The organism is Acidovorax sp. DW039 (assembly GCF_037101375.1).
Classification (GTDB): domain Bacteria; phylum Pseudomonadota; class Gammaproteobacteria; order Burkholderiales; family Burkholderiaceae_C; genus Acidovorax.
This window is the reverse complement of the sequence record NZ_AP029019.1, coordinates 1,908,754-1,934,147: the sequence shown is the minus strand read 5'-3', so window position 1 is coordinate 1,934,147 and position 25,394 is coordinate 1,908,754. Positions and strand designations below refer to the sequence as shown.

Annotated in this window: 21 protein-coding genes; 10 read left to right on the top strand and 11 right to left on the bottom strand. The window is 62.7% G+C overall.

Annotated features, from left to right (window positions below):
* Positions 1 to 137: 137 nt before the first annotated feature.
* From AACH87_RS08665 to AACH87_RS08655, 3 genes are read right to left on the bottom strand one after another with little or no spacing between them, the layout of a single operon-like run.
* Positions 138 to 932, bottom strand: a complete 795-nt coding sequence (locus AACH87_RS08665; RefSeq protein ID WP_338798381.1) for a xanthine dehydrogenase family protein subunit M — start codon at positions 930 to 932, stop codon at positions 138 to 140.
* A gap of 12 nt (positions 933 to 944) precedes the next feature.
* Positions 945 to 3,332, bottom strand: a complete 2,388-nt coding sequence (locus AACH87_RS08660) for a xanthine dehydrogenase family protein molybdopterin-binding subunit (protein WP_338798380.1) — start codon at positions 3,330 to 3,332, stop codon at positions 945 to 947.
* 21 nt (positions 3,333 to 3,353) lie between these two features.
* On the bottom strand, positions 3,354 to 3,818 hold the full coding sequence (locus tag AACH87_RS08655) for a (2Fe-2S)-binding protein (protein ID WP_338798379.1): 465 nt from the start codon (positions 3,816 to 3,818) through the stop codon (positions 3,354 to 3,356).
* Positions 3,819 to 3,995: 177 nt separating this feature from the next.
* On the opposite strand from AACH87_RS08655, the gene AACH87_RS08650 reads away from it, so the two are divergent.
* Positions 3,996 to 5,213: a helix-turn-helix domain-containing protein gene (locus AACH87_RS08650; protein WP_338798378.1), complete on the top strand. Its 1,218-nt coding sequence runs from the start codon at positions 3,996 to 3,998 to the stop codon at positions 5,211 to 5,213.
* 94 nt (positions 5,214 to 5,307) lie between these two features.
* Here AACH87_RS08650 and AACH87_RS08645 read toward each other — a convergent pair whose 3' ends face one another.
* Complete coding sequence (locus tag AACH87_RS08645; protein ID WP_338798377.1) at positions 5,308 to 6,153, bottom strand: TOBE domain-containing protein; 846 nt, start codon at positions 6,151 to 6,153, stop codon at positions 5,308 to 5,310.
* A gap of 141 nt (positions 6,154 to 6,294) precedes the next feature.
* On the opposite strand from AACH87_RS08645, the gene modA reads away from it, so the two are divergent.
* The 5 genes from modA to AACH87_RS08620 all read left to right on the top strand — a co-directional run bounded on the left by modA (position 6,295) and on the right by AACH87_RS08620 (position 12,723).
* A complete protein-coding gene (modA, locus tag AACH87_RS08640) occupies positions 6,295 to 7,083 on the top strand; it encodes a molybdate ABC transporter substrate-binding protein (RefSeq protein WP_338798375.1) in 789 nt (262 codons plus the stop codon).
* Positions 7,084 to 7,173: 90 nt separating this feature from the next.
* Positions 7,174 to 7,854 (top strand): molybdate ABC transporter permease subunit, encoded by a 681-nt coding sequence (gene modB, locus AACH87_RS08635; RefSeq protein ID WP_338798374.1) that lies wholly within the window; start codon positions 7,174 to 7,176, stop codon positions 7,852 to 7,854.
* A gap of 2 nt (positions 7,855 to 7,856) precedes the next feature.
* Entirely contained in the window at positions 7,857 to 9,026 is a 1,170-nt protein-coding gene (gene modC / locus AACH87_RS08630; RefSeq protein ID WP_338798373.1) for a molybdenum ABC transporter ATP-binding protein, read from the top strand.
* Between the two features lie 276 nt (positions 9,027 to 9,302).
* Entirely contained in the window at positions 9,303 to 10,988 is a 1,686-nt protein-coding gene (locus AACH87_RS08625; protein ID WP_338798372.1) for an EAL domain-containing protein, read from the top strand.
* Positions 10,989 to 11,025: 37 nt separating this feature from the next.
* Positions 11,026 to 12,723: an AarF/UbiB family protein gene (locus AACH87_RS08620; protein WP_338798371.1), complete on the top strand. Its 1,698-nt coding sequence runs from the start codon at positions 11,026 to 11,028 to the stop codon at positions 12,721 to 12,723.
* 105 nt (positions 12,724 to 12,828) lie between these two features.
* Here the strand turns inward: AACH87_RS08620 and AACH87_RS08615 are convergent, their stop codons facing one another.
* The 3 genes from AACH87_RS08615 to AACH87_RS08605 are packed head-to-tail and all read right to left on the bottom strand — an operon-like array spanning position 12,829 to position 15,139.
* Positions 12,829 to 13,656: an extracellular solute-binding protein gene (locus AACH87_RS08615; protein ID WP_338798370.1), complete on the bottom strand. Its 828-nt coding sequence runs from the start codon at positions 13,654 to 13,656 to the stop codon at positions 12,829 to 12,831.
* A complete protein-coding gene (locus tag AACH87_RS08610; RefSeq protein WP_338798369.1) occupies positions 13,653 to 14,405 on the bottom strand; it encodes a phosphate ABC transporter ATP-binding protein in 753 nt (250 codons plus the stop codon). The genes AACH87_RS08615 and AACH87_RS08610 overlap by 4 nt, the downstream gene beginning before the upstream one ends.
* Positions 14,402 to 15,139: an ABC transporter permease gene (locus AACH87_RS08605; RefSeq protein ID WP_338798368.1), complete on the bottom strand. Its 738-nt coding sequence runs from the start codon at positions 15,137 to 15,139 to the stop codon at positions 14,402 to 14,404. The genes AACH87_RS08610 and AACH87_RS08605 overlap by 4 nt, the downstream gene beginning before the upstream one ends.
* A gap of 50 nt (positions 15,140 to 15,189) precedes the next feature.
* Between AACH87_RS08605 and AACH87_RS08600 the strand changes: the two genes are divergently transcribed.
* From AACH87_RS08600 to AACH87_RS08590, 3 genes are all read left to right on the top strand, one after another.
* Positions 15,190 to 16,317 carry a substrate-binding domain-containing protein gene (locus AACH87_RS08600; RefSeq protein ID WP_338798367.1) on the top strand — a complete coding sequence of 376 codons (1,128 nt, stop codon included), beginning with the start codon at positions 15,190 to 15,192 and terminating at the stop codon, positions 16,315 to 16,317.
* Positions 16,318 to 16,500: 183 nt separating this feature from the next.
* Positions 16,501 to 17,115, top strand: coding sequence for a TRAP transporter small permease subunit (locus AACH87_RS08595; RefSeq protein WP_338798366.1), 615 nt, complete (start codon positions 16,501 to 16,503; stop codon positions 17,113 to 17,115).
* Between the two features lie 17 nt (positions 17,116 to 17,132).
* Positions 17,133 to 18,911, top strand: coding sequence for a TRAP transporter large permease subunit (locus AACH87_RS08590; protein WP_338798364.1), 1,779 nt, complete (start codon positions 17,133 to 17,135; stop codon positions 18,909 to 18,911).
* A 426-nt stretch (positions 18,912 to 19,337) separates the two neighbouring features.
* Here AACH87_RS08590 and AACH87_RS08585 read toward each other — a convergent pair whose 3' ends face one another.
* The 4 genes from AACH87_RS08585 to xseB form a co-directional block, all read right to left on the bottom strand.
* Complete coding sequence (locus AACH87_RS08585; protein WP_338798363.1) at positions 19,338 to 20,420, bottom strand: TRAP transporter substrate-binding protein; 1,083 nt, start codon at positions 20,418 to 20,420, stop codon at positions 19,338 to 19,340.
* A 285-nt stretch (positions 20,421 to 20,705) separates the two neighbouring features.
* Complete coding sequence (gene dxs, locus AACH87_RS08580) at positions 20,706 to 22,592, bottom strand: 1-deoxy-D-xylulose-5-phosphate synthase (protein ID WP_338798362.1); 1,887 nt, start codon at positions 22,590 to 22,592, stop codon at positions 20,706 to 20,708.
* A gap of 123 nt (positions 22,593 to 22,715) precedes the next feature.
* Positions 22,716 to 23,678, bottom strand: coding sequence for a polyprenyl synthetase family protein (locus AACH87_RS08575; protein WP_338798361.1), 963 nt, complete (start codon positions 23,676 to 23,678; stop codon positions 22,716 to 22,718).
* Positions 23,675 to 23,917, bottom strand: a complete 243-nt coding sequence (xseB, locus tag AACH87_RS08570) for an exodeoxyribonuclease VII small subunit (protein ID WP_338798359.1) — start codon at positions 23,915 to 23,917, stop codon at positions 23,675 to 23,677. The genes AACH87_RS08575 and xseB overlap by 4 nt, the downstream gene beginning before the upstream one ends.
* A gap of 305 nt (positions 23,918 to 24,222) precedes the next feature.
* On the opposite strand from xseB, the gene AACH87_RS08565 reads away from it, so the two are divergent.
* Positions 24,223 to 25,362 (top strand): aromatic ring-hydroxylating dioxygenase subunit alpha, encoded by a 1,140-nt coding sequence (locus AACH87_RS08565; RefSeq protein WP_338798358.1) that lies wholly within the window; start codon positions 24,223 to 24,225, stop codon positions 25,360 to 25,362.
* The last annotated feature ends 32 nt before the right edge of the window (positions 25,363 to 25,394 follow it).

Sequence of the window (25,394 nt, the reverse complement as noted above, 5' to 3'; positions counted from 1 at the left end):
TGCGCTTGATGGATAAGCGCTAGAGGCACATTTGATTCAAACCTTGTCACCCCACCGCATGCAGATGGGGCGGCCAGACACAAGCGCGGCACGGGCGCCCCGCCGCTGCCTGAACAACGACTGAGCGCCGCACCGTCTCAGGCACCCGTCATCTTCGCAACCGCGCGCTGGGTCTGCACGCTGATGAGGTTGGCCCGGTAGGCCGCGCTGGCATGCAGGTCAGCGTTCAGGTCACTGGCGTCAATCGCCACCGCTGCGGCGGCCTGGGGTGTGAAGCTGCCCGACAGCGCCGCCTCCAGCCCCGCGTGGCGGAACACGCAGCTTGAAGCCCCCGTCACGGCCACGCGCACACCCGTATCGAACTGCGCCACAAACACCCCCACCAGCGAGAAGCGCGAGGCAGGCTGCTTGAACTTCATGTACGCGGCGCGCTTGGGGATGGGGAAGCGCACGGCGGTGATGATCTCGCCCTCATCCAGCGCCGTGGTGTACATGCCCACGAAAAAGTCGTCCGCCGCAATCTCGCGCCGGTTGGTGATGACCGTGGCCCCCAGGCCCAGCACCGCGCTGGGGTAGCAGGCAGCGGGGTCGTTGTTGGCCACGGAGCCCCCCAGCGTGCCGCGTGCGCGCACCTGCCGGTCGCCAATGCCAGCGGCCAAGTCGGCCAGGGCCGGGATGGCGGCCTTCACCTCGCTGCTGGCAGCCACATCGGCGTGGCGCGTCATGGCGCCGATGACGATGGCGTTACCCTCGCGGCGAATGCCAGCCAGCTCAGGGATACTGTTCAGATCAACGATCTTCTCCGGGTTGGCCAGGCGCAGGCGCATGGAAGGCAGCAGGCTTTGCCCACCGGCCAGCAGCTTGCCGCCCTGGGCAATGAGCTGCGCGGCGGCAGCGGTGGAAGAAGGCGCTTCAAAGGTGAATGCGTACATGGTCGAATCTCCTTATGCCTTTGCGCTTTGAATGGCTTCCCAAACACGGTGGGGCGATGCGGGCATGTCGAAGTCCTTCACGCCCAGGGGGCGCAGAGCATCGAGCACGGCGTTGATCACCGCAGGGGGGGAACCAATGGCCCCGGCCTCGCCGCAGCCCTTGGTGCCCAACGGGTTGTGGGTGCAGGGCGTGCAGACATGGCCGAGCTTGAACTCGGGGAAGTCATCGGCGCGGGGCATGGCGTAGTCCATGAAGCTGCCGGTGAGCAGCTGGCCGGTCTCGCGGTCGTACACACAGTTTTCCAGCAGCGCCTGGCCAATGCCTTGCACCAGCCCGCCATGCACCTGGCCCTCCACGATCATGGGATTGATGATGGTGCCGAAGTCGTCCACGGCCGTGAACTTGTCCACGCGGGTCACGCCTGTCTGCGGGTCGATCTCCACCTCGCAGATGTAGGTGCCCGCAGGGAAGGTGAAGTTGGTCGGGTCGTAGAAGGCGGTTTCGTTCAAACCCGGCTCCAGCTTGTCCAGCGGGTAGTTGTGCGGCACATAGGCCGTGAGCGCCACCTGGCCAAACGGGATCTTCTTGTCCGTGCCCCGCACGGTGAATTCGCCATTGGCAAAGTCGATGTCGGCGTCGCTGGCCTCCATCAGGTGCGCGGCAATCTTCTTGGCCTTGGCCTCGATCTTGTCCAGCGCCTTCATGATGGCGGCGCCGCCAACGCTGATGGAGCGCGAGCCATACGTTCCCATGCCAAACGGCACGCGGCCCGTATCGCCGTGCACGATGTCCACGTTTTCGACCGGGATGCCCAGGCGCGCCGCCACCACCTGTGCAAACGTGGTCTCATGCCCCTGGCCATGGCTGTGCGAGCCGGTAAACACCGTCACGCTGCCCGTGGGGTGCACGCGCACCTCGCCGCATTCAAACAGGCCCGCCCGTGCGCCCAATGCACCGGCGATGTTGGAAGGCGCAATGCCGCAGGCCTCGATGTAGCTGCTGTAGCCCATGCCGCGCAGCAACCCCTTGGCTTCGCTGGCCGCCTTGCGTGCGGCAAAGCCCGCCACATCGGCCAGTTGCTGCGCCTGCGTCATGCAGGCGTGGTAGTCGCCAATGTCGTACTGCAAGGCCACCGGCGTCTGGTAGGGCCAACTGGTGATGAAGTTGCGCTTGCGGATTTCGTCTTGCGAAAGGCCCATTTCCCACCCGCAGCGGGTCACCAGCCGCTCCAGCAAATACGTGGCCTCGGGCCGGCCCGCGCCCCGGTAAGCATCGACGGGCGCGGTGTTGGTGAACCACGAATCCACCTCCACATAGACCTGGGGCGTGGTGTACTGGCCAGCGAGCAGCGTGGCGTAGAGGATGGTGGGCACGGCGCTGGCAAAGGTGCTGAGGTAGGCACCCAAGTTGGCGTCGGTGTGCACGCGCATGGCCAGGAATTTGCCGTCCTTGTCCATGGCCATTTCGGCATGGCTCACATGGTCGCGGCCATGCGCGTCGGAGAGGAACGCCTCGCTGCGGTCGGCCACCCACTTGATGTTACGGTTGAGCTTTTTGGCCGCCCAGGTCAGGCACACGTCTTCGGCGTACAGATAAATCTTGGAGCCGAAGCCACCGCCCACATCGGGCGCAATAACGCGCACCTTGTGCTCGGGCAAGCCCATCACAAAGGCCGTCATCAACAGCCGCTCAACGTGCGGGTTCTGGTTGCTGACGTACAGCGTGTATTCGTCGCTGGCGCGGTTGTAGCTGCCGATGGCCGCGCGTGGCTCCATGGCATTGGGGACCAGGCGGTTGTTGACCAGATCGAGCTTGGTGACATGCGCTGCGTTGGCAAAGGCGGCATCCACCGCGCCCTTGTCGCCAATCGCCCATTTGAAGCAATGGTTGTCCGGCGCAATGTCGTGCACCACCGCGCCGGGCACGGCACCGGCTGCGGCGTCGCCCACGGCCACCACGGCGGGCAGCACGTCGTAGTCCACCTCCACCAACTCAGCCGCATCGCGCGCCTGCTGCTGGGTGTGCGCCACCACCATGGCCACATGGTCGCCCACATAGCGCACCTTGCCCTGGGCCAGGATGGGGTGTGGCGGCTCCTTCATGGGCTCGCCGTTGGTGCTGGTGATGAGCCAGCCGCAGGGCAAGCCGTTGATGTTGTCGGCCGCTACGTCGGCCCCCGTGAAAACGCCCAGCACGCCGGGCGCGGCCTTGGCCGCATCCACGTTGATGCTGTTGATCTTGGCGTGGGCGTGCGGCGAGCGCACGAACACCGCATGGCATTGCGCGGCCAGCACCACATCGTCGGTGTACTGGCCTGCACCGGTCAGGAAGCGATAGTCTTCCTTGCGCTTCAAGGCCTCGCCAATGTGCGGCAGTTTGGAAAAGTCGGATGCACCCATGGTCGTTCTCCTCTTTTCTGGTTAAGCCATGGCCTTCTGGCCGACCTGCACTGCGCGCACGATGTTCTGGTAGCCCGTGCAACGGCAGATGTTGCCCTCCAGCAGCTCACGGATCTCACCCTCGCTGGCGTTGGGGTGGCTCTTGCACAGGTCCACCGCGCTCATCACCATGCCGGGGGTACAGAAGCCGCACTGCAGGCCGTGACATTCCTTGAAAGCCGCCTGCATGGGGTGCATGGTGCCGTCGGGCGCGGCCATGCCCTCGATAGTGGTCACCTCGGCCCCTTGGGCCTGCACAGCCAGCATGGCGCAGGATTTGACGGCGCGGCCGTTGACGTGCACGGTGCACGCACCGCACTGGCTGGTGTCGCAACCCACATGGGTGCCCGTGAGCTGCAGGTGCTCCCGCAGCGCATGGACCAGCAGGGTATTGGGGGGGACGTCAATACTGGCCGCGCGGCCATTGACGGTGAACTGCACTTGCATCTCGCTGTCTCCTGTAATGGTGATGGCTGGATTCGCAGCGAGCATCTTGAGACGCACCCGCACCACCCTCCCTAGGGACAACCCTGAAAACGCTCGGCGCTGCGCGGGATATTCTCAAAATGAAACATGCTGCACTGCACACCTGTGCACCATGCACACGCCGGAGGACTTCACGCCATGCTCAGTGCCGCTGCCCTCACCCCCACCGTTGCCACCCTCAGCCCGGATCGCCGCCATGCCCTGATAGCTCAGGCCCGTACCGCTGTGCTGCACGGCGGCCCCCAGACCGGCACAGAGGTGGCACCGTGGATCACCCGCTCGTGGCAGAGGTGTCTGGCGCAGGGCATGCAACCTGCGCGGCGTGTAGTGTTTGAACAGGTCAGCGCTGCGGCACAAAACCGTTCCCGCGACCAAAGCCACCGCCTGGTGACTGCTGCAAGACCGGTGCTGGAGCAACTAGCCCGCGCCATTGGCGGTATGCGCTACTTCGCCTTGCTGACCGATGCCCACGGCGTGGTGGTAGACGTGCTGGGCACACTGGACCGGCAAGATCCCCGCGCCACGGCCATTGGCCGCATCGGTGTAGACCTGTCAGAAGCGGCCGTGGGCACCACGGCCATCGGCGCAGCCCTGGCAGAGTTGCAACCGGTGTGGCTGCACCGGGGCGAGCACTTTTTTGACGACAACAGCAGCTACAGCTGCGCAGGTGCGCCCCTGTTTGACCCCCAGGGTCACTGCATGGGCATGCTGGACCTGACGGGCATTGACGTGCCCGAACGCCCCGAGTTGAGCCACCTGGTCGCCCACAGCGCACGCGCCGTGGAAGACGCCCTGCTGCTGGCCACACCCCACGTGCTGCTGCTTCGGCTGAACTGGCCCGGCTGCATGTTGGGCAGCGACGCTGATGGCCTGATGCTGCTGGACGCCGAAGGTCATATCGTGGGTTGCAACACTGCCGCCCGCCAATTGATACCGCAACCATTGCATGCCAGCGCGCAGCGGCACTGCAGCGAACTGCTGGCCTGCCCCTGGCCCCAGCTGTTTGATGCAGCAGCACGCCAGCACACTGCGCCGCTGGACCTGCCCCTGTGGTCCGGTCTGCGCCTGCATGGCATGGCGCGCAAGGGGTCTTGGTCATCCAGCAAGGCGGTCTTTCGTGAGGTCCCCCATGGCTTTGGCAGAGCCGAATCAGACGCGACCACCAGCTCAGTGCGGCAGAGCCCCGGTCTGCCCACCTATCCAACAACAGCGCCATTGCGGGCGGCTGAGGCAGCCATGATCCGTAAGGCAGTGACGGATGCAAAGGGCAATGTCGCAGAAGCCGCCCGCGCCCTGGGCATCAGCCGCGCCACGGTGTACCGCAAGCTGGGCGCTGCGAAGCGCAAAATCGACTGACTTTGATCCATTTTCGCCCCTTGCGCTTATGGAGCAAGCGCAGGCAGCTATCAAAAGATGAGCAAACTGCAAGTCCACTCATCCGCCCGGGATGTCATTCACCCGTCATCGCCAGCACGACTGCGGTGTCATCCACTACCAGTGTCACGCGGCTGCCTGCTCTCAGGCCGCTTCCTGGTGCGGCAAACCCTACCGCCTGCAGGCCTGAGGGCAACTGCCCAGCCACTTCGTCTCCCAGCGCTCCGAGGCTCACCCGCACAGCCTTGGCAGACAGCCTGAAAGCCCCCGCCGACACTGCGGCCAAGGGCATGGAGGCTGCGGGGGCAGATGCGCGCTCCACCCGCACGGCCGTGGCCTTGCACAGGGCCTGCACAGCCAGGCCGGGGGCCAGGCCCAGCAGTTCTGCACTTTCACGCGTAATGCGCGACCGGATCAGTGGCGGCACCGCTTGGCTGCTGCCATCCAGCGCAGGCTCCGCAGGTGGCGGGAGCACCGCCCCGGTGCCCGACAAGACCAGATCCACCAGCGCAATCTGCCCGGAAATCTGCAAACCCTGAACCACGCAGGGCCACTGGTTGCGCATGCTGGTGCGTACCGCCAGCCGCGCAGCCGCCGCGCCTGCCTGCGGGTGGCTTTGCCAGCGCGCCAGCACCGCAGTGCGGGCCTGCGCCATGGCGTCTGCTGCGGCCAAAAGCTCATGCCCTGCAGCCGTCAACTCGGCGCCGCCGCCCCCTGCCCCTCCCACTGCACGCGCCACCAGGGGCGTGCCAGCCAGATTGGTCAAAGTGTCTACCGCCTGCCACGCAGCCTTGTAGCTGACCCCTACCACACGGGCAGCTTGCGAAATGGAACCGCCCGCACCGATCTGCCGCAGGATATCGATGCGCTTGTCGGTCATTGCGTGGCCCAGGGCACTGGAGAGGGAAAGGTTTTCAGGCATCGGTCACAGGAATGGGGACTTGAAAGGCGGGGCTGAGTATTTCACGGGTTGCAGGGCTTCAGTGCCACCGGGCGTCGACACCTCGCCGAAGTATCTATACTCAGCGCTATTCCCTCAATGAATAGCGAAAACCACGAAGCCATGGACTTCTCCCTCCTCCGCTCTTCCCGCTTTCACCGCATCACCCTGCGCACGCTCTGCGCGGCTTGTGTTGCCCTGCTGGCCTGCACAGCGGCGCAGGCTGAGCAGGTTTCGGTGGCGGTCGCAGCGAACTTCACCGCCCCCATGCAGAAGATTGCGGCGGCCTTCGAGGCCGATACCGGCCACAAGGCCGAGCTGTCCTTCGGTGCCACGGGCAAGTTCTATGCGCAGATCACCCACGGTGCGCCGTTCCAGATCTTGCTGGCTGCAGATGACACCACCCCCGCCAGACTGGACACGGAAGGCAAGGCCGTTGCAGGAACGCGGTTCACCTATGCCGTTGGCACCTTGGTGCTTTGGAGTGCACAACCCGGCTATGTGGATGCGCAAGGCAAGGTGATCCAGACGGGGGACTTCAAGCACCTGGCTATTGCCAACCCCAAACTGGCCCCCTATGGGCTGGCCGCTAGCCAGGTACTGGAAAAGCTGGGGGCTACGGCGTCGGTTCAGCCACGTCTGGTGCAAGGAGAAAATATTGCGCAAACCTTCCAGTTCGTGGCCAGTGGCAACGCACAGCTCGGCTTTGTAGCGCTGTCGCAGGTCATGGTGGACGGAAAGATACCCAAGGGCTCTTCCTGGCAGGTGCCTGCGGCGCTGCACGACCCCATCCGACAAGACGCCGTGCTGCTCAACCCCGGCAAGGACAGCGCTGCCGCCAAGGCATTGCTGCAGTACCTGCGCAGCGACAAGGCCCGCAGCATCATCCAGGCCTACGGCTATAGTTTCTGAGCCTGCGCTACAGCCTGCGGCCCTGCTCAGGCACAACGATTCATTTCCCGTTTCGATGTCAGCTGCGCAGAACTGCAACCACCACCCGCCATGCCTTTCACCTCCGCCGATCTGGCAGCCATCGGCCTGACGCTCCGCCTTGCGGCCACCACCATGGCCTTGCTGCTGGTGCTTGGCACGCCATTGGCCTGGTGGCTGGCCCATACGGCTTCACGCTGGCGGGGTGTGGTGTCGGCCATCGTGGCCTTGCCGCTGGTGCTGCCCCCTACCGTCATCGGTTTTTACCTGCTGGTGGCTATGGGCCCCAACGGTACGCTGGGGCAGTTCACCCAATGGCTGGGCCTGGGCACCTTGCCATTCACTTTTTGGGGGCTGGTGGTGGGCTCGCTGGTGTATTCCTTGCCGTTTGCCGTGCAACCCCTGCAGCACGCTTTTGAATCTGTGGGCCGCAAACCTCTGGAGGCCGCGGCCACATTGGGAGCCGGGCCGGTGGACCGGTTCTTTACCGTGGCCCTGCCCTTGGCACGCCCGGGCTTCATCACGGCCGCCATCCTGAGCTTTGCCCACACGGTGGGCGAGTTTGGGGTGGTGCTCATGCTGGGAGGCAATATCCCCGGCGTGACCCGCGTGGTGTCGGTGCAGATCTATGACCATGTGGAAGCGCTGGAATACACGCAAGCCCACTGGCTGGCCGGGGTGATGGTGCTGTTCTCATTTGTAGTGCTGCTGGGCCTGAACCTCACGCGGCGCAAAGGCTCCATGGTGTCGTGAACATGTCGCGCACTTCACTCCCTTCTTCTGGCGAAGCTCCACACACTCCGCCTGCAACCGCCCCGATCGAGATACGCCTGCAACTGCAGCGGCGGGACTTTGCTCTGGATGTGAATTTGCAGCTGCCAGGGCGCGGCGTCACCGCGCTGTTTGGCCCCTCGGGTTGCGGCAAGACCACCTGCCTGCGCGCCATCGCAGGGCTGGAACGTGCGCCTGCTGGCTGGGTGAGCGTGCATGGCGAGGTCTGGCAGGACGATGGCGGCCTGGGCCCCGACAGGCGCAACCGCGGTCAAAAGGCACATCCATGGCGCCCTACCCACGAACGCACCTTGGGCTATGTGTTTCAGGACGCACAGCTCTTTGAACACCTGGATGTGCAGGGCAATATCCAATACGGATTGCGACGCACGCCCAGCGCGCGCCGTGCTGTGGCCGTGGACCAGCTGGTAGACCTGCTGGGCATTGAACGCCTGCTACAGCGCAAGCCCGCCACCTTGTCCGGCGGCGAACGCCAGCGTGTGGCCATTGCCCGCGCGCTGGCCACCAGCCCACGCCTGTTGCTCATGGACGAGCCCTTGGCGGCGCTGGATGCACAGCGCAAGGCCGAGGTACTGCCCTACCTTGAGAAGTTGCACCGCGCACTCGATATTGCAGTGCTATATGTGAGCCACGCCGCAGACGAGGTGGCGCGGCTGGCCGAACACATCGTGCTTTTGCAGGCGGGAAAAGTGGTGGCCAGCGGCCCTACCGAAGCGCTGATGACCCGGCTGGACTTGCCTTTGGCCCAGGGGGACGCAGCTGCCAGCGTGGTGGTGGGCACCGTGATTCTGCACGACGCGGCAGACCATGTCACCACGGTGGCATTTTCGGGGGGTGAGTTGTTGCTGGTCAGCTCCATACCCGCACCTGCGGGCCAAACCGTCAAGCTGCGCATCCAGGCACGTGACGTGAGTCTGGCGCTCACACCACCGCAGAGCAGCAGCATCCTGAACATCGTGCCCGCCACCGTGCAGGACGTGCGGGAAGACAGCCCCGGTCAGTGGATGGTGGCCTTGCAGGCAGGGCAAGCCCGTCTTCTGGCTCGCGTTACACAGCGCTCGCTGCACGCATTGCAGCTGCAGCCCGGGCAGCCCGTGTTTGCGCAGATCAAGGGTATCGCCATCGTTGGCTGAGTACTCGGCAATTCCATACACATCGCGACTTTTGTGACCGGTTAAGACCCTGGGAACTTGCATCTCGCCGGAGCCAGCCCAGCCCGTTCTTGCCCCAAAGCAACAAAATCCTTTGTTTGTTTCAATGTGTAATCATAAAATGTGAACAAAAGGTGTCTCAAAAAGTGACAACGGGCACCGTTCATCCGTCATCTTCTCCTGTCGTGCGCCTGCCGTACGACGGAAGAATCAAGCGAAAGTACACAGGTGAAGATGTTTTCAGTCTGGCCTCAAGCCATGCCCGAATTTGGCGTTGCCTTCCCCCCGCTCCTTCACAGCCTGCTGTTCTGGGGCTTTGCTGCCCTCGTGGTGCATGTCTGCCAGCGGCTGGTTGAGCACACCGCGTTTTCGGTAGATCCCTCCAGCCGCCGCCTCAGCGCTTCGAAGGCGGCGCTTTGCATTGGCTGCGTGATCTGGGCCCTGGATGTGGTGGGCCTGTTCATGTATCCCGAGCTGTCTGGCCATGTGCTGGAGCTGGGCCCTGCATTGAGTTGCCTGCTGCTGATGGCCTTTACCGCCAAGTTGACGATTCCAGTGCTCAGCACCTGCTCCAGCGCACGGCGACTGGTGCCTGCTGGCTTTGTGATGGCGGTGGGCATGCTGTGCGGGCATTTTCTGCTGGCCACCAGCTACGTAAAGAGTTTCGCCCAGGTCAATCCGACAGCACTGGTCCTGTCTGTTGCGGTGGCGGTAGGCGTATCGGTCTACACCTCCATTCGCCATCGCTCATCCAAGATGAGTGCACTGACCCCCCGTTATGTTCCTCAGGACTGGAAGGACAAGGTGCTGTGCGGCGGAGCCATCATGGTGCTGCACTGGTTGCTGCTCAATTGCTTTGCCCTGCAGGACCCCGGTGTGGACAACCCTCCCAATGGCATGGCCCTGCTCACCGTACTGCTGGTGTTCACGCTGGCCATCGCCCTGGAGCAACTGGGCAACATCCGATCCGACCGGGCTCGCCAGGAACTGCAAAGACGCGGGCTTTCATTGCTGAGGGCCGCCCTGCCTTACCAGCCCCGGCCCGAGCAAGACATACAGCTCTCTGTCATCGCCGATCATTTGCCCAGACTACTGAATCGGCAGACCCTTGCGCTGCACTTTCAACCCATCATCAACCTGCGCAGCCCCCAAGTCCACTATGAGGCCTTGCTACGGCTGAACGATCCCCTGCTGGGACCGTTGAGCCCGGACGCGTTCTTCCTGGTCTGTGAGCTACAGGGCAAAACCCATGTGGCCGACCGGATGATCTTGCTGAATGCCCTGGACGCTGCGCACCAATGGACCGCCCAGGGCATGGCAGCCAGCACCGTGTGCGTCAACGTGGCCCCCGGCACCCTGCTGGAGCCCGGTTTTGCCCAGTGGATTTGTGATGAACTGGCCCAGCGTTCCCTGCCCTGGGGTGCATTGCAGCTGGAGCTGACAGAACACGCCCTGATAGCCTGCGGCGCTCCCATGGTGCAGGCCATTCACGATTTGCGGGTCATCGGGGTCCCGGTCTTCATGGACGATTTCGGAGCGGGCTACTCCTCACTCGGGGTTCTGGCCGATCTGCCCATTGCGGGCATCAAGTGCGACCGCCTGTTCCTGCGCCAGCTGCCGACCGATCCACGCAGACAGTCTCTGCTGCGCCATGTCGTGCGACTGGCAAGAGAGCTTCAGTTGAACGTCGTGGTGGAGGGGGTGGAGACACCCGAGGAATTGCAGTGCGTGATCGAAAGTGGCATTGCCAATATCCAGGGCTATTTCTTCAGCAAGGCCATGCCGCAAGACGAGGTCCCTGCCTGGCATCAGGCCTACAGGCCCGCCGAAGTGCATATCCAGCCCCGCTCGGTGCAGGCATCCAGGCCGACCACGGTTCCATTGGCCGAGGCAGAGACAGACACGCCGGTTTTTGGACCAAGCCTTCAGGCCTCCTCCGCATGAGGTGATGCCCCTGGCGCAGGGCGGCTAATATCCTTGAATGCTGATCGAGACACTGGACACCGCGCGCGACCTGGGGCGACTCAAGGAAATTCTGGGCGTCATGGTGCGCCATGGGTTTGGGGACACCGTGCGCAGGCTGGGGCTGGCAGACAAGCTGGAGCGCGCGGGGCAGGTGCTGAACTGGAGCCATGCAGCAGACCTTGCCCGCATCGAGCCGCCCGTGCAGATCCGCCTGGCTCTGGAAGAACTGGGCCCCACCTTCGTCAAATTTGGCCAGATCCTTGCCGGCCGTGCCGATCTGTTCGGCCCCGAATACATCACGGAGCTGGAGAAGCTGCACAGCCATGTGCCCACCCTGCCACTCGCACAACTGCGCCCCCAGTTGCGTGAGGACCTGGGCGCAGAGCCCGAAGAAGTGTTTGCATGGTTTGACACCGAGCCGCTGGCCGCAGCATCCATTGCCCAAGTGCACCGCGCACGGCTGCACGATGGCACCGAGGTCATTGTCAAAATACGCCGCCCCGGCATATCGGACACCATTGCCGCAGACCTGCGCCTGCTCAAACGTCTGGCCGCCCTGGCCGAAGCAGAATTGCCTTCGCTCAAGCCCTACCAGCCCCAGCAACTGGTCAGAGAGTTTGCACGCTCCCTGCAGCGCGAGCTGGACCTGGCCAGCGAATGTCGCCACGCGGAGCGCATTGCGGCCAACCTGCAGTCACTGCCCTGGATTGTGGTTCCGCGTGTGCACTGGGCACACACGCGCGAACGCATCAACGTGCAAGACTTTATTGCAGGGACACCAGGCGGGGCGCTGACGGACCTGACCCCCGAGGCAGGTTTTGACCGCACCCTGCTGGCCCAACGGGGCGCGCATGCGGTGCTCAAAATGATTGTGCAAGACGGTCTGTTCCATGCAGATCCTCATCCAGGCAACGTTTTCTACCTGCCTGACAACCGCATCGCGTTCATCGACTTTGGAATGGTGGGACGCCTGTCACAGCGCCGCCGGGACGAGCTTTTGCAGTTGCTGCTGGGTTTGGTGGAACAGCGCCCTCAAGCCGTGGCAGACGTGCTGCTGGACTGGACAGGCAGCTTTCAAGGCACAGACCTGGGACAGCTGGAAACGGAGATTGAGGCCTTTGTGGACCAGTACCACGGCATTCCCCTTGCGCAGCTCAGCCTGGGGCAGATGCTGGCGGATGTCACCGCCATTTTGCGGGAGCACCGCCTGGCTTTGCCTTCCGACCTAGCCCTGCTCATCAAAGCCTTCATCTCGCTGGAAGGCATGGGCCGCAACCTGGACCCCGGCTTTCACATGGCCTCCGAAGCCCTGCCCTTGCTGCAGCAGGTGGTCAAAGCCCGCTACCAGCCTCACGCCGTGGCCTCGCGCAGCTGGCAAACCTTGCGCCGTGCCTGGGCGGCTATGGAGCAGTTGCCGGACGACCTCTCGCGCCTGATGCGCAACGCGCGCCGGGGGCATCTGCAGGTGGGCATCGAACTGGCCCACCTCAAGCGGGTGGGCGACCAGATTGACCGATCGGCCAACCGGTTGGCCATGGCGCTGGTGATTGCCGCGCTCATCATTGGCTCATCGATAGTGATGACAGTGCAAGGCGGCCCCACGCTGTTCGGGCTGCCTGCTTTCGGCTTTCTGGGCTTCAGCGGCGCAGTGGTGTGCGGGCTGTGGCTGGTGCGTGCCATCTGGCGCAGCAGCCACCACCGAGACGATGATTGAGAGCAGCTCTCACAACTCAGCGAAGCGCCCCTGACAGGACGGTTCACATACCCAGCACCCGGGATGATGCAGCAATGCGGGCCGTGGCTTGTACACGCAAGGGCCTTACTTGCCAGCGTTCGGGAAGAAAAGCTGCTCGCCGCCGATCTTGTAAGACGCAATCACGTTCTGCCCCGCAGGCGACACCACCCAGTCCACGAACTTCTGCGCGTCCTGCGCCTTCACGTGAGGATGCTTGGCAGGATTGACCACCATCACACCGTACTGGTTGAAGAGACGTGTGTCTCCTTCCACCAAGATGGCCAAGTCTGCGCGGTTCTTGAAGTTGAGCCAGGTACCACGGTCTGCCAGCACATAGGCACCGCTGGACGCAGCGATGTTGAGCGCAGGCCCCATGCCGCAGCCACATTCCTTGTAGCCGCTGCCCTTGGCAGAGTCAGCACCAGCCAGCTTCCAGTAACGCAGCTCGGCGGCATGTGTGCCAGACTTGTCTCCGCGCGACACGAACTCGGTGTTCGATGCAGCGAGCTTCTTCAAGGCCTCCACAATGTCTTTGCCCTTGGTTCCAGCGGGGTCGGCCTTGGGGCCGACCAGAATGAAGTCGTTGTACATGACCGGATAGCGCTTCACGGCCCAGCCGTCGGCCACAAACTTCTCTTCAGCCGCCTGGTCGTGCACAAAGAGCACATCCGCATCACCACGACGAGCCGTGTCGAGCGCCTGCCCAGTGCCCAAGGCCACCACCTTGACATCCAGACCACTGGCCTTCTTGAACTCTGGCAGCAGATACGAAAACAGCCCGGACTGCTCGGTAGAAGTGGTCGAGGCCATCGTGATGGACTGGGCAGAAGCCGCGCCAGAAGCTATCAAAATAATAGCTGCCACCGCTTTATGGACGGGCTTTAGAGCCCAAAATTGTTCCAAACCGTTCATACCAGTTCTCCTTTGACAAACAAACGTGCGGCCTCCGGCAGGGGACCGTTGAAAAAATCGTGCACCGGCAAATCCGCCACCAGACGGCCGTGTTCGAGGTACACGACGCGACTGGCCAGCCGCTTGACCTGACCCAGGTTGTGGCTGCTGAACACCATGGTCACGGGCTGAGCGCCATCACCCTCACCTGCGCGGTGGCCCGCAAACTCCGCCATCAGCGCCTCCACCTCGCGCTTGGCGTGGGGGTCCAGGCTGGAGGTGGGCTCATCCAGCAAAAGGGCAGCGGGCTGCAGGGCCCAGGCCCGGGCAAGGGCCACCCGCTGCTGCTGGCCGCCAGACAAGGTGCGCGCGTTTTGCTGGGCCACAGCCTCCAGCCCCACCCGTTGCAAAGCATCGAGGGCCAGCATGCGGGCCTGCGACCAACGATGCCCCCGCAACCACAACCCGAGGGCCACATTGTTCTGAGCACTGGTGCGCAGCATGTGCGGGCGCTGGAAAAGCATGGCCTGCCGCGCGGTGGGTGCCGTCACATGACGACCTGCGCTGGGAGCCACCAAGCCATTCAACACCCGCAGCAAGGTGCTTTTGCCGCTGCCGTTGGCGCCCACCAGGGCCACACGCTCGCCCGGATGGATGCGCAAGCTCACCCCGGCCAGTGCGTGCACGCGCCCAAAGCGCACATCTACATCCTGCAAATCCATGATCGGGGCCACGCCAGCCGCACCAGCAGCCTTTTGCAACGCAGTCATGCGGCCACCCCAACAGGCAGGCCTGCAGCCGCTCCGTCCACCTTCTCCCGCCAGCGCCGCAGCAGCGCAATCACCACATTCAGCGCCAGCACCACCGCCAGCAGCACCATGCCCAGCGCCAGCGCGAGGGGCAGGTCGCCCTTGCTGGTCTCCAGCGCAATGGCAGTGGTCATCACACGGGTGAATCCATCGATGTTGCCGCCCACGATCATCACCGCCCCCACCTCGGAGATGGCGCGGCCAAAAGACGCCAGCAGCACGGTGAGCAAGGCATAGCGCTCGTCCCAGGCCAGCATCAGGCTGAGCAACAGGGGCGATGCCCCCAAGGACTGCAGCTGCTCGCCGTGGGCCCGATCGGCATCCTCCACCACCTGCCGCGTCAGAGCCGTGGCCACGGGCAACACCAGAATCGCCTGGGCCAGCACCATGGCCTTGAAGCTGAAGAGCCAGCCCCAGCTACCCAGCGGGCCGCTGCGCGAGAGCAGCAGGTACACCACCAGCCCCACCACGACCGAGGGGACAGCCAGCAGGGTATTGAGCACCGCCAGCACCGCCCCACGCCCCGCAAAGCGGGCTACGCCCAGCCAAGCACCCAGCATCAGCCCCGCGCCACAGGCGAGTGCGCAGGCCGTGGCACTGACAGAGAGGGAGCGGCCAACGATGGTCCAGAGAGCAGGATCGGCGGAGAAAGTGAGTTGCAGCGCTGTACTCGCGCTTTCGGTGAGGGTAGACATGGATTCGACTATCGTATGCACCCAGACAATCTCCAGCGATATGAAATCCTGTGCATAGGATCCAACTTCACTACACGCTCAGCCGCGATGCTGGCGACGCCAAAATCCGCAACCCCTTGCCCGAAATGCTGGAAGCCATCGTCCAGCAAGGCTCCATCTCCGGAGCAGCCCGGGTGCTGGACCTGTCTTACCGCCACGTGTGGGGCGCACTCAAGCGCTGGGAAGAGCAGCTGGGTGGCGAGCTGATCATCTGGGGCAAAGGGCAGTCCGCCCAGCTCAGTGAATTCGGCACCAAGCTGCTGTGGGCCGAACGCCAGGCGCAGGCCCGTCTTGCTCCACAAATTGCCGCCCTGCATGCCGACCTGGAGCGTGCCTTTGCCGTGGCCTTTGATGACAGCGCCCATGTGCTGACCCTGTACGCCAGCCACGATGACGCGCTCGCCACGCTGCGGGCGCACGCGGCCACCCCGGGCGCATCCGGGGCATTGCACCTGGACATCCGCTTCACAGGCAGCGTGGACGCCATTCGCGCACTGAACGAGGGCCGCTGCACGCTGGCGGGCTTTCACACACTGGAGCAACCCGCATCCAGCTCTCTGGCAGCGCGCACCTACAAGCCGCTGCTGCAGCCCGGTCTGCACAAGATCATTGGATTTGCCCAGCGCACCCAGGGCCTGATCGTGGCCAAGGGCAACCCGCTGGAGCTGCATACCCTGGCTGATGTGGCCCGCACGGGTGCCCGGTTTGTGAACCGCCCGCTGGGCAGCGGCACCCGTGTACTGCTGGAGGACCTTCTGGCCCTGTCGGGTTTGACGGGGCAGCACATTGCAGGCTTTGAGCGCGATGAACCCTCCCACGCGGCAGTGGCCCAGGCCGTGGCTGCAGGTGCGGCAGATGCAGGGCTGGGTATTGAAATGGCGGCGCGAGCGCGGGGGTTGGATTTTGTGCCGCTGGTCAACGAACGCTACCACCTGGCCTGCCTGAAATCGAGCCTGGACCAGCCCGCCACCCGCGCACTGCGCGAGCTGCTGCTGACGCCTGCCTGGCAACACCACATGAGCCAATTGCCCGGCTACACCCCCATGCACAGCGGCGAGGTGCTGGCCATGAGCAGCGTGCTGCCATGGTGGCAATTTGCCCGTCCCAAACGGGCTTCAGCGCCTAGGAAGAAACCCTAATTGCTACATTTTTTATAGCTAAAGATCGAGTCTACACATAGGGATAACACCGTCACGCAGCTGTCAGGGTCGGCTTAGAGTGCTCCGTAGAATCGCGCCGTTACAAGAGTTCGTGCGCCACCACGCCCCACCGGGCCGTGCTCTGGCGCATGCGGGGAAAAAAGCCTTTTTACTGGAGACACCATGCAGGCTCTATTGAAGCTATCAAGGGGGATCGACTGGCTCAGTGGCCAGATCGGTAAATACGTGGTCTGGCTGATCCTGGCCTCCACCATCATCAGCGGTCTGAACGCGGTGGTTCGCAAGGTGTTCAACACCAGTTCCAACGCATTTCTGGAAGTGCAGTGGTACCTGTTTGCAGCGTCCTTTTTGCTGGCTGCGGGCTACACGCTGCTGCAGGGCGAACACGTCAAGGTGGACGTCGTGTCCAGCCGCTTTTCCAAGCGCACCCAGATCTGGATTGACGTGTTTGGCTACATCGTCTTTCTGACCCCCATGTGCTTCGCGGTGCTGTGGTACGGCATTCCGTTCTTCACACGTGCCTTTGTCTCCGGTGAAATGTCGAGCAACGCCGGTGGCCTGATCCGCTGGCCCGTCTATCTCATGATGCCGCTGGGCTTTGCATTGCTGTGGCTGCAAGGCGTGTCAGAACTGATCAAGCGCGTCGCGTTTTTGAAGGGCTTGATTGAAGACCCCACGGCCAAGAAGGCTGAGAAAACCGCAGAAGAAGAACTGGCTGAGTCCATCCGCAACCTGGCCGAGGCGGCCAAGGGTAACGGTAAGGCGCAGACACACTGAGCGGGGAGACACACACCATGGAATTCATTGCGCACAACCTCGCCCCCATCATGTTTGCGGGGCTCATCTGCTTCTTGCTGGTGGGTTTCCCGGTGGCATTCAGCCTCGGTGCCTGCGGCCTATTCTTTGCCTTTATCGGGATTGAACTGAACGTACTGCCTGAAGCCCTTTTACAAGCCGTTCCGCTTCGGATCTTCGGGATCATGCAGAACGACACGCTGCTGGCCATTCCGTTCTTCACGCTCATGGGGCTGATCCTGGAGCGCAGCGGCATGGCCGAAGATCTGCTGGACACCATCGGCCAGCTGTTTGGCCCCATTCGCGGCGGTCTGGCGCTGGCCGTGATCTTCGTGGGCGCGCTGCTGGCGGCAACGACTGGCGTGGTCGCTGCTTCCGTGATTTCGATGGGCCTGATTTCCTTGCCCATCATGTTGCGGTACGGGTATGACCGCCGTCTCGCTGCCGGTGTGATTGCAGCTTCTGGCACGCTGGCCCAGATCATTCCGCCTTCCCTGGTTCTGATCATCATTGCCGACCAGCTGGGCCGTAGCGTGGGTGACATGTACAAGGGCGCTTTTGTGCCCGGCCTGATGCTCACAGGCTTCTATGCTCTGTATGTCATCCTGCTGGCCGTCTTCAAGCCCCAATGGGTGCCCGCACTGCCCCCTGAAGCACGCACACTGCGTGAAGACAACGGCAAGAATGGATTGCCGTCCCTGTTGGCGCTCACAGCGATCTGTACCGCCGCCTCCGTGTACGTTGGCAAGAACATGGCAACGCTGCACACCTGGTGGTCTGGCGAAACGGTGGAAACCGTGGCCCTGGATGAGACCATCGTCGTCTCCATGTGCTTTGGCGTGGCATTGGCCTTTGTGGTTGCCAGTATCAACAAGATCACACGTCTGGGCCTGCTGTCGCGCGTGGCTGAGCGCGTGACCTTTGTGCTGATTCCTCCGCTGCTGCTGATCTTCCTGGTGCTGGGTACCATCTTCCTGGGTGTTGCAACTCCTACCGAAGGTGGCGCCATGGGAGCCCTGGGTGCAACGATCATGGCCATCTCGCGTGGCCGACTGAACATGAGCCTGCTGACACAGGCCGTGCACACCACCACCAAGCTTTCGTGCTTTGTCGTGTTCATTCTGGTGGGCGCCACCATCTTTGGCCTGACCTTCCAGGGCGTGGATGGCCCGCTGTGGGTTGAGCATCTGCTGTCCGCACTGCCAGGCGGCCAGCTGGGCTTCCTGATCGTCGTGAACATCATGGTGTTCTTCCTGGCGTTCTTCCTGGACTTCTTTGAGTTGTCGTTCATCGTGGTGCCCCTGCTGGCCCCCGTGGCAAACAAGCTCGGCATTGACCTGATCTGGTTCGGCGTGCTCCTGGCCATCAACATGCAGACATCGTTCATGCACCCGCCCTTCGGCTTCGCGTTGTTCTACCTGCGCAGCGTCGCACCAGCCAAGGAATACATGGACAAGGTCACCAAGAAGATGATTGCCCCGGTGACCACACCGCAAATCTACTGGGGTGCCATTCCCTTCCTGATCATCCAGCTGAGCATGGTGGGCCTGGTGATTGCGTTCCCCGGCATCGTCTCCAGCGGGCTTGACAAGGCCGAGGTGTATGACCTGGACAAGGTACGCATGGAAATGGAAGCTGCCATGCCTGATGCGATGCCTGAAACACCTGACCCCACCGCAGGCATGGAAGGCGCTACGGGAACAGACCAACCTGCCTCTGCCCCCGCAGATGACCCGCTGAAGGCGCTGCAGGACTCTCTGGAGCAAGAGAAAAAGTAAGAGAGCAAAAGGGGGCCTGCAGCCCCCCCCAGCAACTCTTCCAGCCCCAGCAGGTGTGAACCTGCTGGGGTTTCTTTTTTACCCCCTGCGAAGCGGGATATCAGACCCGGAAGAGCGGTCTGACGATGAGGTAAAGGAGATGATGCCGACCTATGCCAGAAACATACGGCGCAACGGGCGCCCACCTGCGGCCCCTGAACATTGGGGGCACAGAAAACCTCATCACCAAGGCCCCCCAAAGCCCCCAAAGCACCCAAAGCACCCAAAGCACCCAAAGCACAGTGTCTCAGCCTGCGGCTCCCTGCTCAATTCAAAAGCTGGACACACTGACGTAAGCAGACAAGAAAAAACCCACCGGCATGAGCACGCCGGTGGGTTGAAAGAGGCAACGCAGCGGAGTCTGAGCCCCGCTGCAGTGCAAAACCGTCAGATCTTTTGCGAAGACATGAAGGTGTCGTAACGTGCTTCCGCAAAGCGGAACCAGAGGATCTGGTCACGCTGGAAGGAGCGCATGGCGGCGTAGATCTTCTTCCACTCTGGGCTCTTGGCATCGTTCTCTGCGAACACTTCCATGGAAGCCTTGAAGGATGCATCCATGACGGCTTGCGAGAACGGCAGCACCTTGGTCTTGGCGGCCACCAGTTGCTTCAGCGCTGTGGGGTTCAGTGCGTCGTACTTGGCCAGCATGTCGTTGTGAGCAACGGCAGCAGCAGCTTCGATGATGGCCTGGAACTCGGACGACAGGCCTTCAAATGCCTTCTTGTTGATGAAGAAGTCCACCTCAGGACCGCCTTCCCACCAGCCAGGGTAGTAGTAGAAAGGAGCCACCTTGTTGAAGCCGAGCTTCTGATCATCGTAAGGACCAATCCACTCTGCAGCGTCGATCGTGCCCTTCTCCAGCGACTGGTAGATTTCGCCGCCAGGGATGCTTTGTGGCACTGCACCCAGCTTCTGCATCACTTCACCCACCAGGCCGCCGCCCAGGCGCATTTTCAGGCCCTTGAAGTCTGCAGGCGTCTTGATTTCCTTGCGGAACCAGCCACCCATCTGCGTACCGGTGTTACCACCCGCAAAGCTAACCATGTTGTAGCCGCCGTAGAACTCGTTCATGAGCTTGCGGCCGCCGCCGTGCAGCATCCACGCGTCCATCTGACGGGCATTGAAGCCGAAAGGAATGGCCGAGCCCAGCGCGAATGCGGGGTTCTTGCCGTAGAAGTAGTAAGGCACGGAGTGGCACATTTCCACGGTGCCTTGCTGCACGCCATCCACCACGCCAAAGGGAGGCATCAGCTCGCCGCCGGCATGCACGGAGATTTCAAACTTGCCACCGGACATGGCCTTGACGGCCTTGGCGAAAACATCAGCACCGCCATAGATGGTGTCCAGCGACTTGGGAAAGCTGGATGCCAGACGCCAGCGAACGGCGGCCTGGGCGTGGACGGCGGGTGCAACACCTGCTGCCAGCACGCTGGCAATCCCTGCGTGCTTGATGATGGAACGACGATCCATGAGGTTCTCTCCGATATTTGATTGCAAAACCCAGCACCCCTGCGTTGTACGCAGCTGTGCCGAGGACTTGTTTCAGCCGGACCCATTGTAGGAATATGCCCACCCCCACCCTTGGGGGTTTTCCCGCGAAAAAGCCTGTGTTGTATGACGAATTCAGGCTTCTGCAAGCATGCATCGCATCCACCATGCAGGGCATCCCACAGCACGCGCCAGACACCTTGTTCCGCCATGAAAAATGCCGTGGCACTCAACGCACCACGGCATCACAAACAGCAAGTTTCAGGTTCAGAGAAACCGCTTGGAAATAGCGGCCTGAATCCCTTCAGCATCCAGTCCCTGCAACGAGAGCAATTTGGCGGGGTCACCATGCTCAATAAAGACATCGGGCAGCCCGAGCTGAAGCACGGGCAGAGTGACGCCTGCAGCGTGCAGCGCCTCAGTCACGGCACTGCCCGCGCCGCCCATGATGGCTCCCTCTTCCAGCGTCACAAGCGCGTCGTGGCGAGACGCGATGTCCAGCAGCAGTTCCACATCCAGCGGCTTGGCCCAGCGCATGTTGGCAACCGTGGCGTCGAGCACTTCGGCAGCCTGCAGCGCGGGGTAAAGCAAGGTGCCAAACGCGAGGATGGCGATGCGGGGCTTGTTGTCCTGCCCTGTGGCCCCACCTGTGCGCTCACGCCGGATTTCGCCCTTGCCAAAAGGCAACCCTTCCAGCGTGGGCAGGGGTGTTACGCCAGCGCCACTGCCGCGTGGGTAGCGCACTGCCACGGGGTGGTTCTGCTCAAATGCCGTAGACAGGAGCTGGCGTGTTTCACGCTCGTCCGCCGGGCAGGCCATGCTCATATTGGGAATGCAGCGTACAAACGGAATGTCGTAGGCACCCGCGTGCGTAGCACCATCTGCCCCCACCAGCCCGGCACGGTCCAGGGCGAAGACCACGGGCAGGTTCTGCAAGGCCACGTCGTGGATGAGCTGGTCGTAGGCGCGCTGCAAAAAGGTGGAATAGATGGCCACCACCGGCTTCACGCCTTCGCAGGCCATGCCCGCCGCGAACGTCACCGCATGCTGCTCGGCAATACCCACGTCGTAATACCGGGTGGGAAAGCGCTTTTCAAACTCCACCATGCCCGAGCCTTCGCGCATGGCAGGCGTGATGCCGACCAGCCGCTCGTCCTGCGCAGCCATGTCGCACAGCCATTGGCCGAACACCTGCGTGAAGGTCTGCTTGGGCACGCCCGCAGCCTTGACCAGCCCCACGGCCGGATCAAACTTGCCGGGGCCGTGATAGGCCACGGGGTCCGCCTCTGCCAGCTTGTAGCCCTGGCCCTTTTTGGTGACCACGTGCAGGAACTGCGGGCCCTTGAGGCTCTTGATGTTCTCCAGCGTCGGGATGAGCGAATCCAGGTCATGCCCGTCGATGGGGCCGATGTAGTTGAAGCCAAACTTTTCAAACAGCGTGGCAGGCACCACCATGCCCTTGGCCTGCTGCTCCAGGCGCTTGGCCAGCTCCAGCAGCGGGGGCGCGTTTTTGAGCACACTCTTGCCCACATCGCGGGCCTTGGCATAGAACTGCCCGCTCATCAGTTGAGCCAGATACCGGTTCAGCGCACCCACGGGCGGGCTGATGCTCATGTCGTTGTCGTTCAGGATCACCAGCAGGTTGGTGTCAGTCACCCCCGCGTTGTTCAGCGCCTCAAACGCCATCCCTGCGGTCATGGCTCCGTCACCAATGATGGCAACGGCGTGGCGGTCTTCCCCTTTGCGCTGGGACGCAAGGGCCATGCCCAGTGCCGCAGAGATGCTGGTGCTGGAGTGCGCAGTGCCAAAAGTGTCGTAAGGGCTTTCAGCACGCTGAGGAAACCCCGAGAGCCCGCCGAGCTGGCGCAGGGTGGGCATGCGGTCACGCCGACCCGTCAGGATCTTGTGCGGATAAGTCTGGTGGCCCACATCCCACACCAGGCGGTCGTCCGGCGTGTGGAACACATGGTGCAGGGCAATCGTGAGTTCCACGGTACCCAGGTTGGAGCTGAGGTGCCCGCCCGTTTGGGAAACGCTTTCCAGCACGAAGCCACGCAGCTCAGTGGCCAGCACCTTCAGGTCAGCTCTTGAGAGCTTGCGCACATCTGCCGGATCGTTGATGGTTTGCAGCAGGGGAAAGGAATTCGTGGCCATTTACTATTCTTTTGATAGCTGCCTGCGCTTTCTAGTCAAGCGCAGGAGGCTGTTTCAACACATATATCGATAACAAGGGCCGCAGCGAACGACGCCGTCACATCAACCCACCGCAAAGCGGCCTCAATGCGAACGGCTGACCACCATATCGGCCAAGCCCGCCAGGGCACGGGTATCAGGCAAACCGCTGGAGGCCAGGGCTGCATGGGCCTGCGCCAGCAAGCTTTTCGCATAGGCCTGTGCAGGCTCCAACCCCAGCAGCGAGACATAGGTGGGCTTGTCGCAAGCGGCGTCCTTGCCCGCCGTCTTGCCCAAGGTGGCAGAGTCGGCAATGACGTCCAGAATATCGTCCACCACCTGGAAAGCCAGCCCCACGGTGGCTCCGTAGGCCTGCAAGGCCGCGCGCGCCTGAGGCTGCACGCCAGCGCAGGTCGCCCCCATCAGCACGCTGCCCTCCAGCAGGGCTCCCGTCTTCAGGCGGTGCATCTGCCGTAGCTGATCTTCGGTCAGTGCCAACCCCACGCTGGCCAGGTCAATCGCCTGCCCGCCCGCCATGCCCGCAGAGCCCGCTGCGTGGGCCAACTGGCGGCACAGGGTGGCCTGCACCAGTGGGGAAATATTTTCGCAATCGGGCGTCAGCAACTCAAAGGCAAAGGCCTGCAAGGCATCACCCGCCAGCAGCGCCTGGGCTTCTCCGAACTTGACGTGCACGGTGGGTTTGCCCCGGCGCAGCACGTCGTTGTCCATACAAGGCATATCGTCGTGAACCAGCGAGTAGGCGTGGATCAGCTCCACCGCACAGGCCGCACGCAAGGCCGCATCGTTTGCACCGGCACGCTGCTCGGGGCTAAGGGAGCGGTCAGCGGCGCTCAGTGCAGCCCCGTAAGCGGCCATGACGAGCAAGGGGCGAAGGCGCTTGCCGCCATCCAGCACGGCATAGCGCATGGCATCGCCCAGACCGGCGGGGGCGTCCAGCCCCACCCAGCGCGACAAGGCTTGTTCAACGCGGTCGAGGTGTTCACGGCTCCAGGCGGACAGATCCCATGCACCGTTCATCGAAGTATCCGAAGACAGAATGGCGTTCATTCCTGCCCCCATGTCTGCAAAGTGCCTTCATCCAGAATCTTGATCTGGTCCTGTACGGCATCCAGCCGCTTGCGGCAAAAGGCGAGCAGCGCCGCGCCACGCTGGTAGCCTGCCAGCATCTGGTCCAGGGGCATCTGCCCCGATTCAATGCGGCCAACCAGTTGCTCCAGCTCTTCCAGTGCGGCTTCGTAGCTCACTGGTTCATCGGGAGTGTCTGTTTTCGGGGAAGCCTTGGGCATGGGCGAAGGAGCGGCGGGCGCAGATTAAAACGCGAGATTTTAGGCGCACCCCTTGATCTGCTAAGTCATTTGCCTGTCAGCGGACGTTGACTCGGCCAGACCGGGTCCATCCCTTGAGCTTGCAAACTGGACAAAGTCTGCTTTCGATCAATTCTCAATACACGTAAGGGGGGTGCGGGAATAACCCCACCATCTATAATCCCATTCTTTCGTCGAACCGGCTGTGGGTACTTTGCTCGGCCGGTTTCGTTTTTTCATGCGCCCCAGCGCACCTCCCTGTGGGGAGTCTTTAGGTCAGGTCACCCATGTCTGATTTAAGTCTTCAACTGCAGCAGGCTGCAAGCCAACTACCAGTTTCAAGCTACTTTGACGAAGCGCTGTTCCAGCGCGAGCTGGAGACCATCTTCCAGCGCGGGCCCCGCTATGTGGGGCACCAACTCTCTGTACCCAACGCGGGCGACTACTACGCCCTGCCCCAGGAAGGCGAAGGCCGTGCCTTGGTACGCAATGCCCAGGGCGGGGTGGAGCTCGTATCCAACATCTGCCGGCATCGCCAGGCCATCATGCTCAAGGGCAAGGGTTCGCTGCAAGGCCAGGGCAAGGGCCATGCCGGGGGCAACATCGTCTGCCCGCTGCACCGGTGGACCTACAGCCCCAAGGGCGAGTTGCTGGGAGCGCCCCACTTCGCACACGACCCCTGCCTGAACCTCAACAACTACAAGTTGCGCGAGTGGAATGGTCTGCTGTTTGAGGACAACGGCTACGACGTGGCAGCAGACTTGGCACAGATGGGCCCGCGCGCTGATCTGGACTTTGAAGGCTACGTGCTGGACCATGTGGAATTGCACGAGTGCAACTACAACTGGAAGACCTTCATCGAGGTCTATCTCGAGGACTACCACGTCGGGCCTTTCCACCCAGGCCTTGGCAGCTTTGTCACCTGCGACGACCTGCGCTGGGAGTTTGGCAAGAACTACTCGGTGCAGACCGTAGGCGTAGCCAACCGGCTGGGCAAGGCAGGCAGCCCCGTGTACGAGCGCTGGCACGAAGCCTTGCTGGCCTACCGCAACGGAGAGCCGCCCAAGCATGGCGCGATCTGGCTCACGCTGTACCCGCACATCATGATCGAGTGGTACCCCCACGTGCTCACGGTGTCCACGCTGCACCCCATCAGCACGACCAAGACGCTGAACATGGTGGAGTTCTACTACCCTGAAGAGATCGCGGCCTTCGAGCGCGAATTCGTGGAGGCGCAAAAGGCCGCCTACATGGAAACCTGCATCGAAGACGACGAGATTGGCGAGCGCATGGATGCGGGCCGCAAAGCCCTTTTCGAGCGTGGTGACAACGAGGTGGGCCCCTACCAGAGCCCCATGGAAGACGGCATGCAGCACTTCCATGAGTGGTATCGCCAGACCATGGGCGATGCCTGCCCCAAGGGTTGAGACAGCCGACCAGGCCTACAAAGCTCCGAATA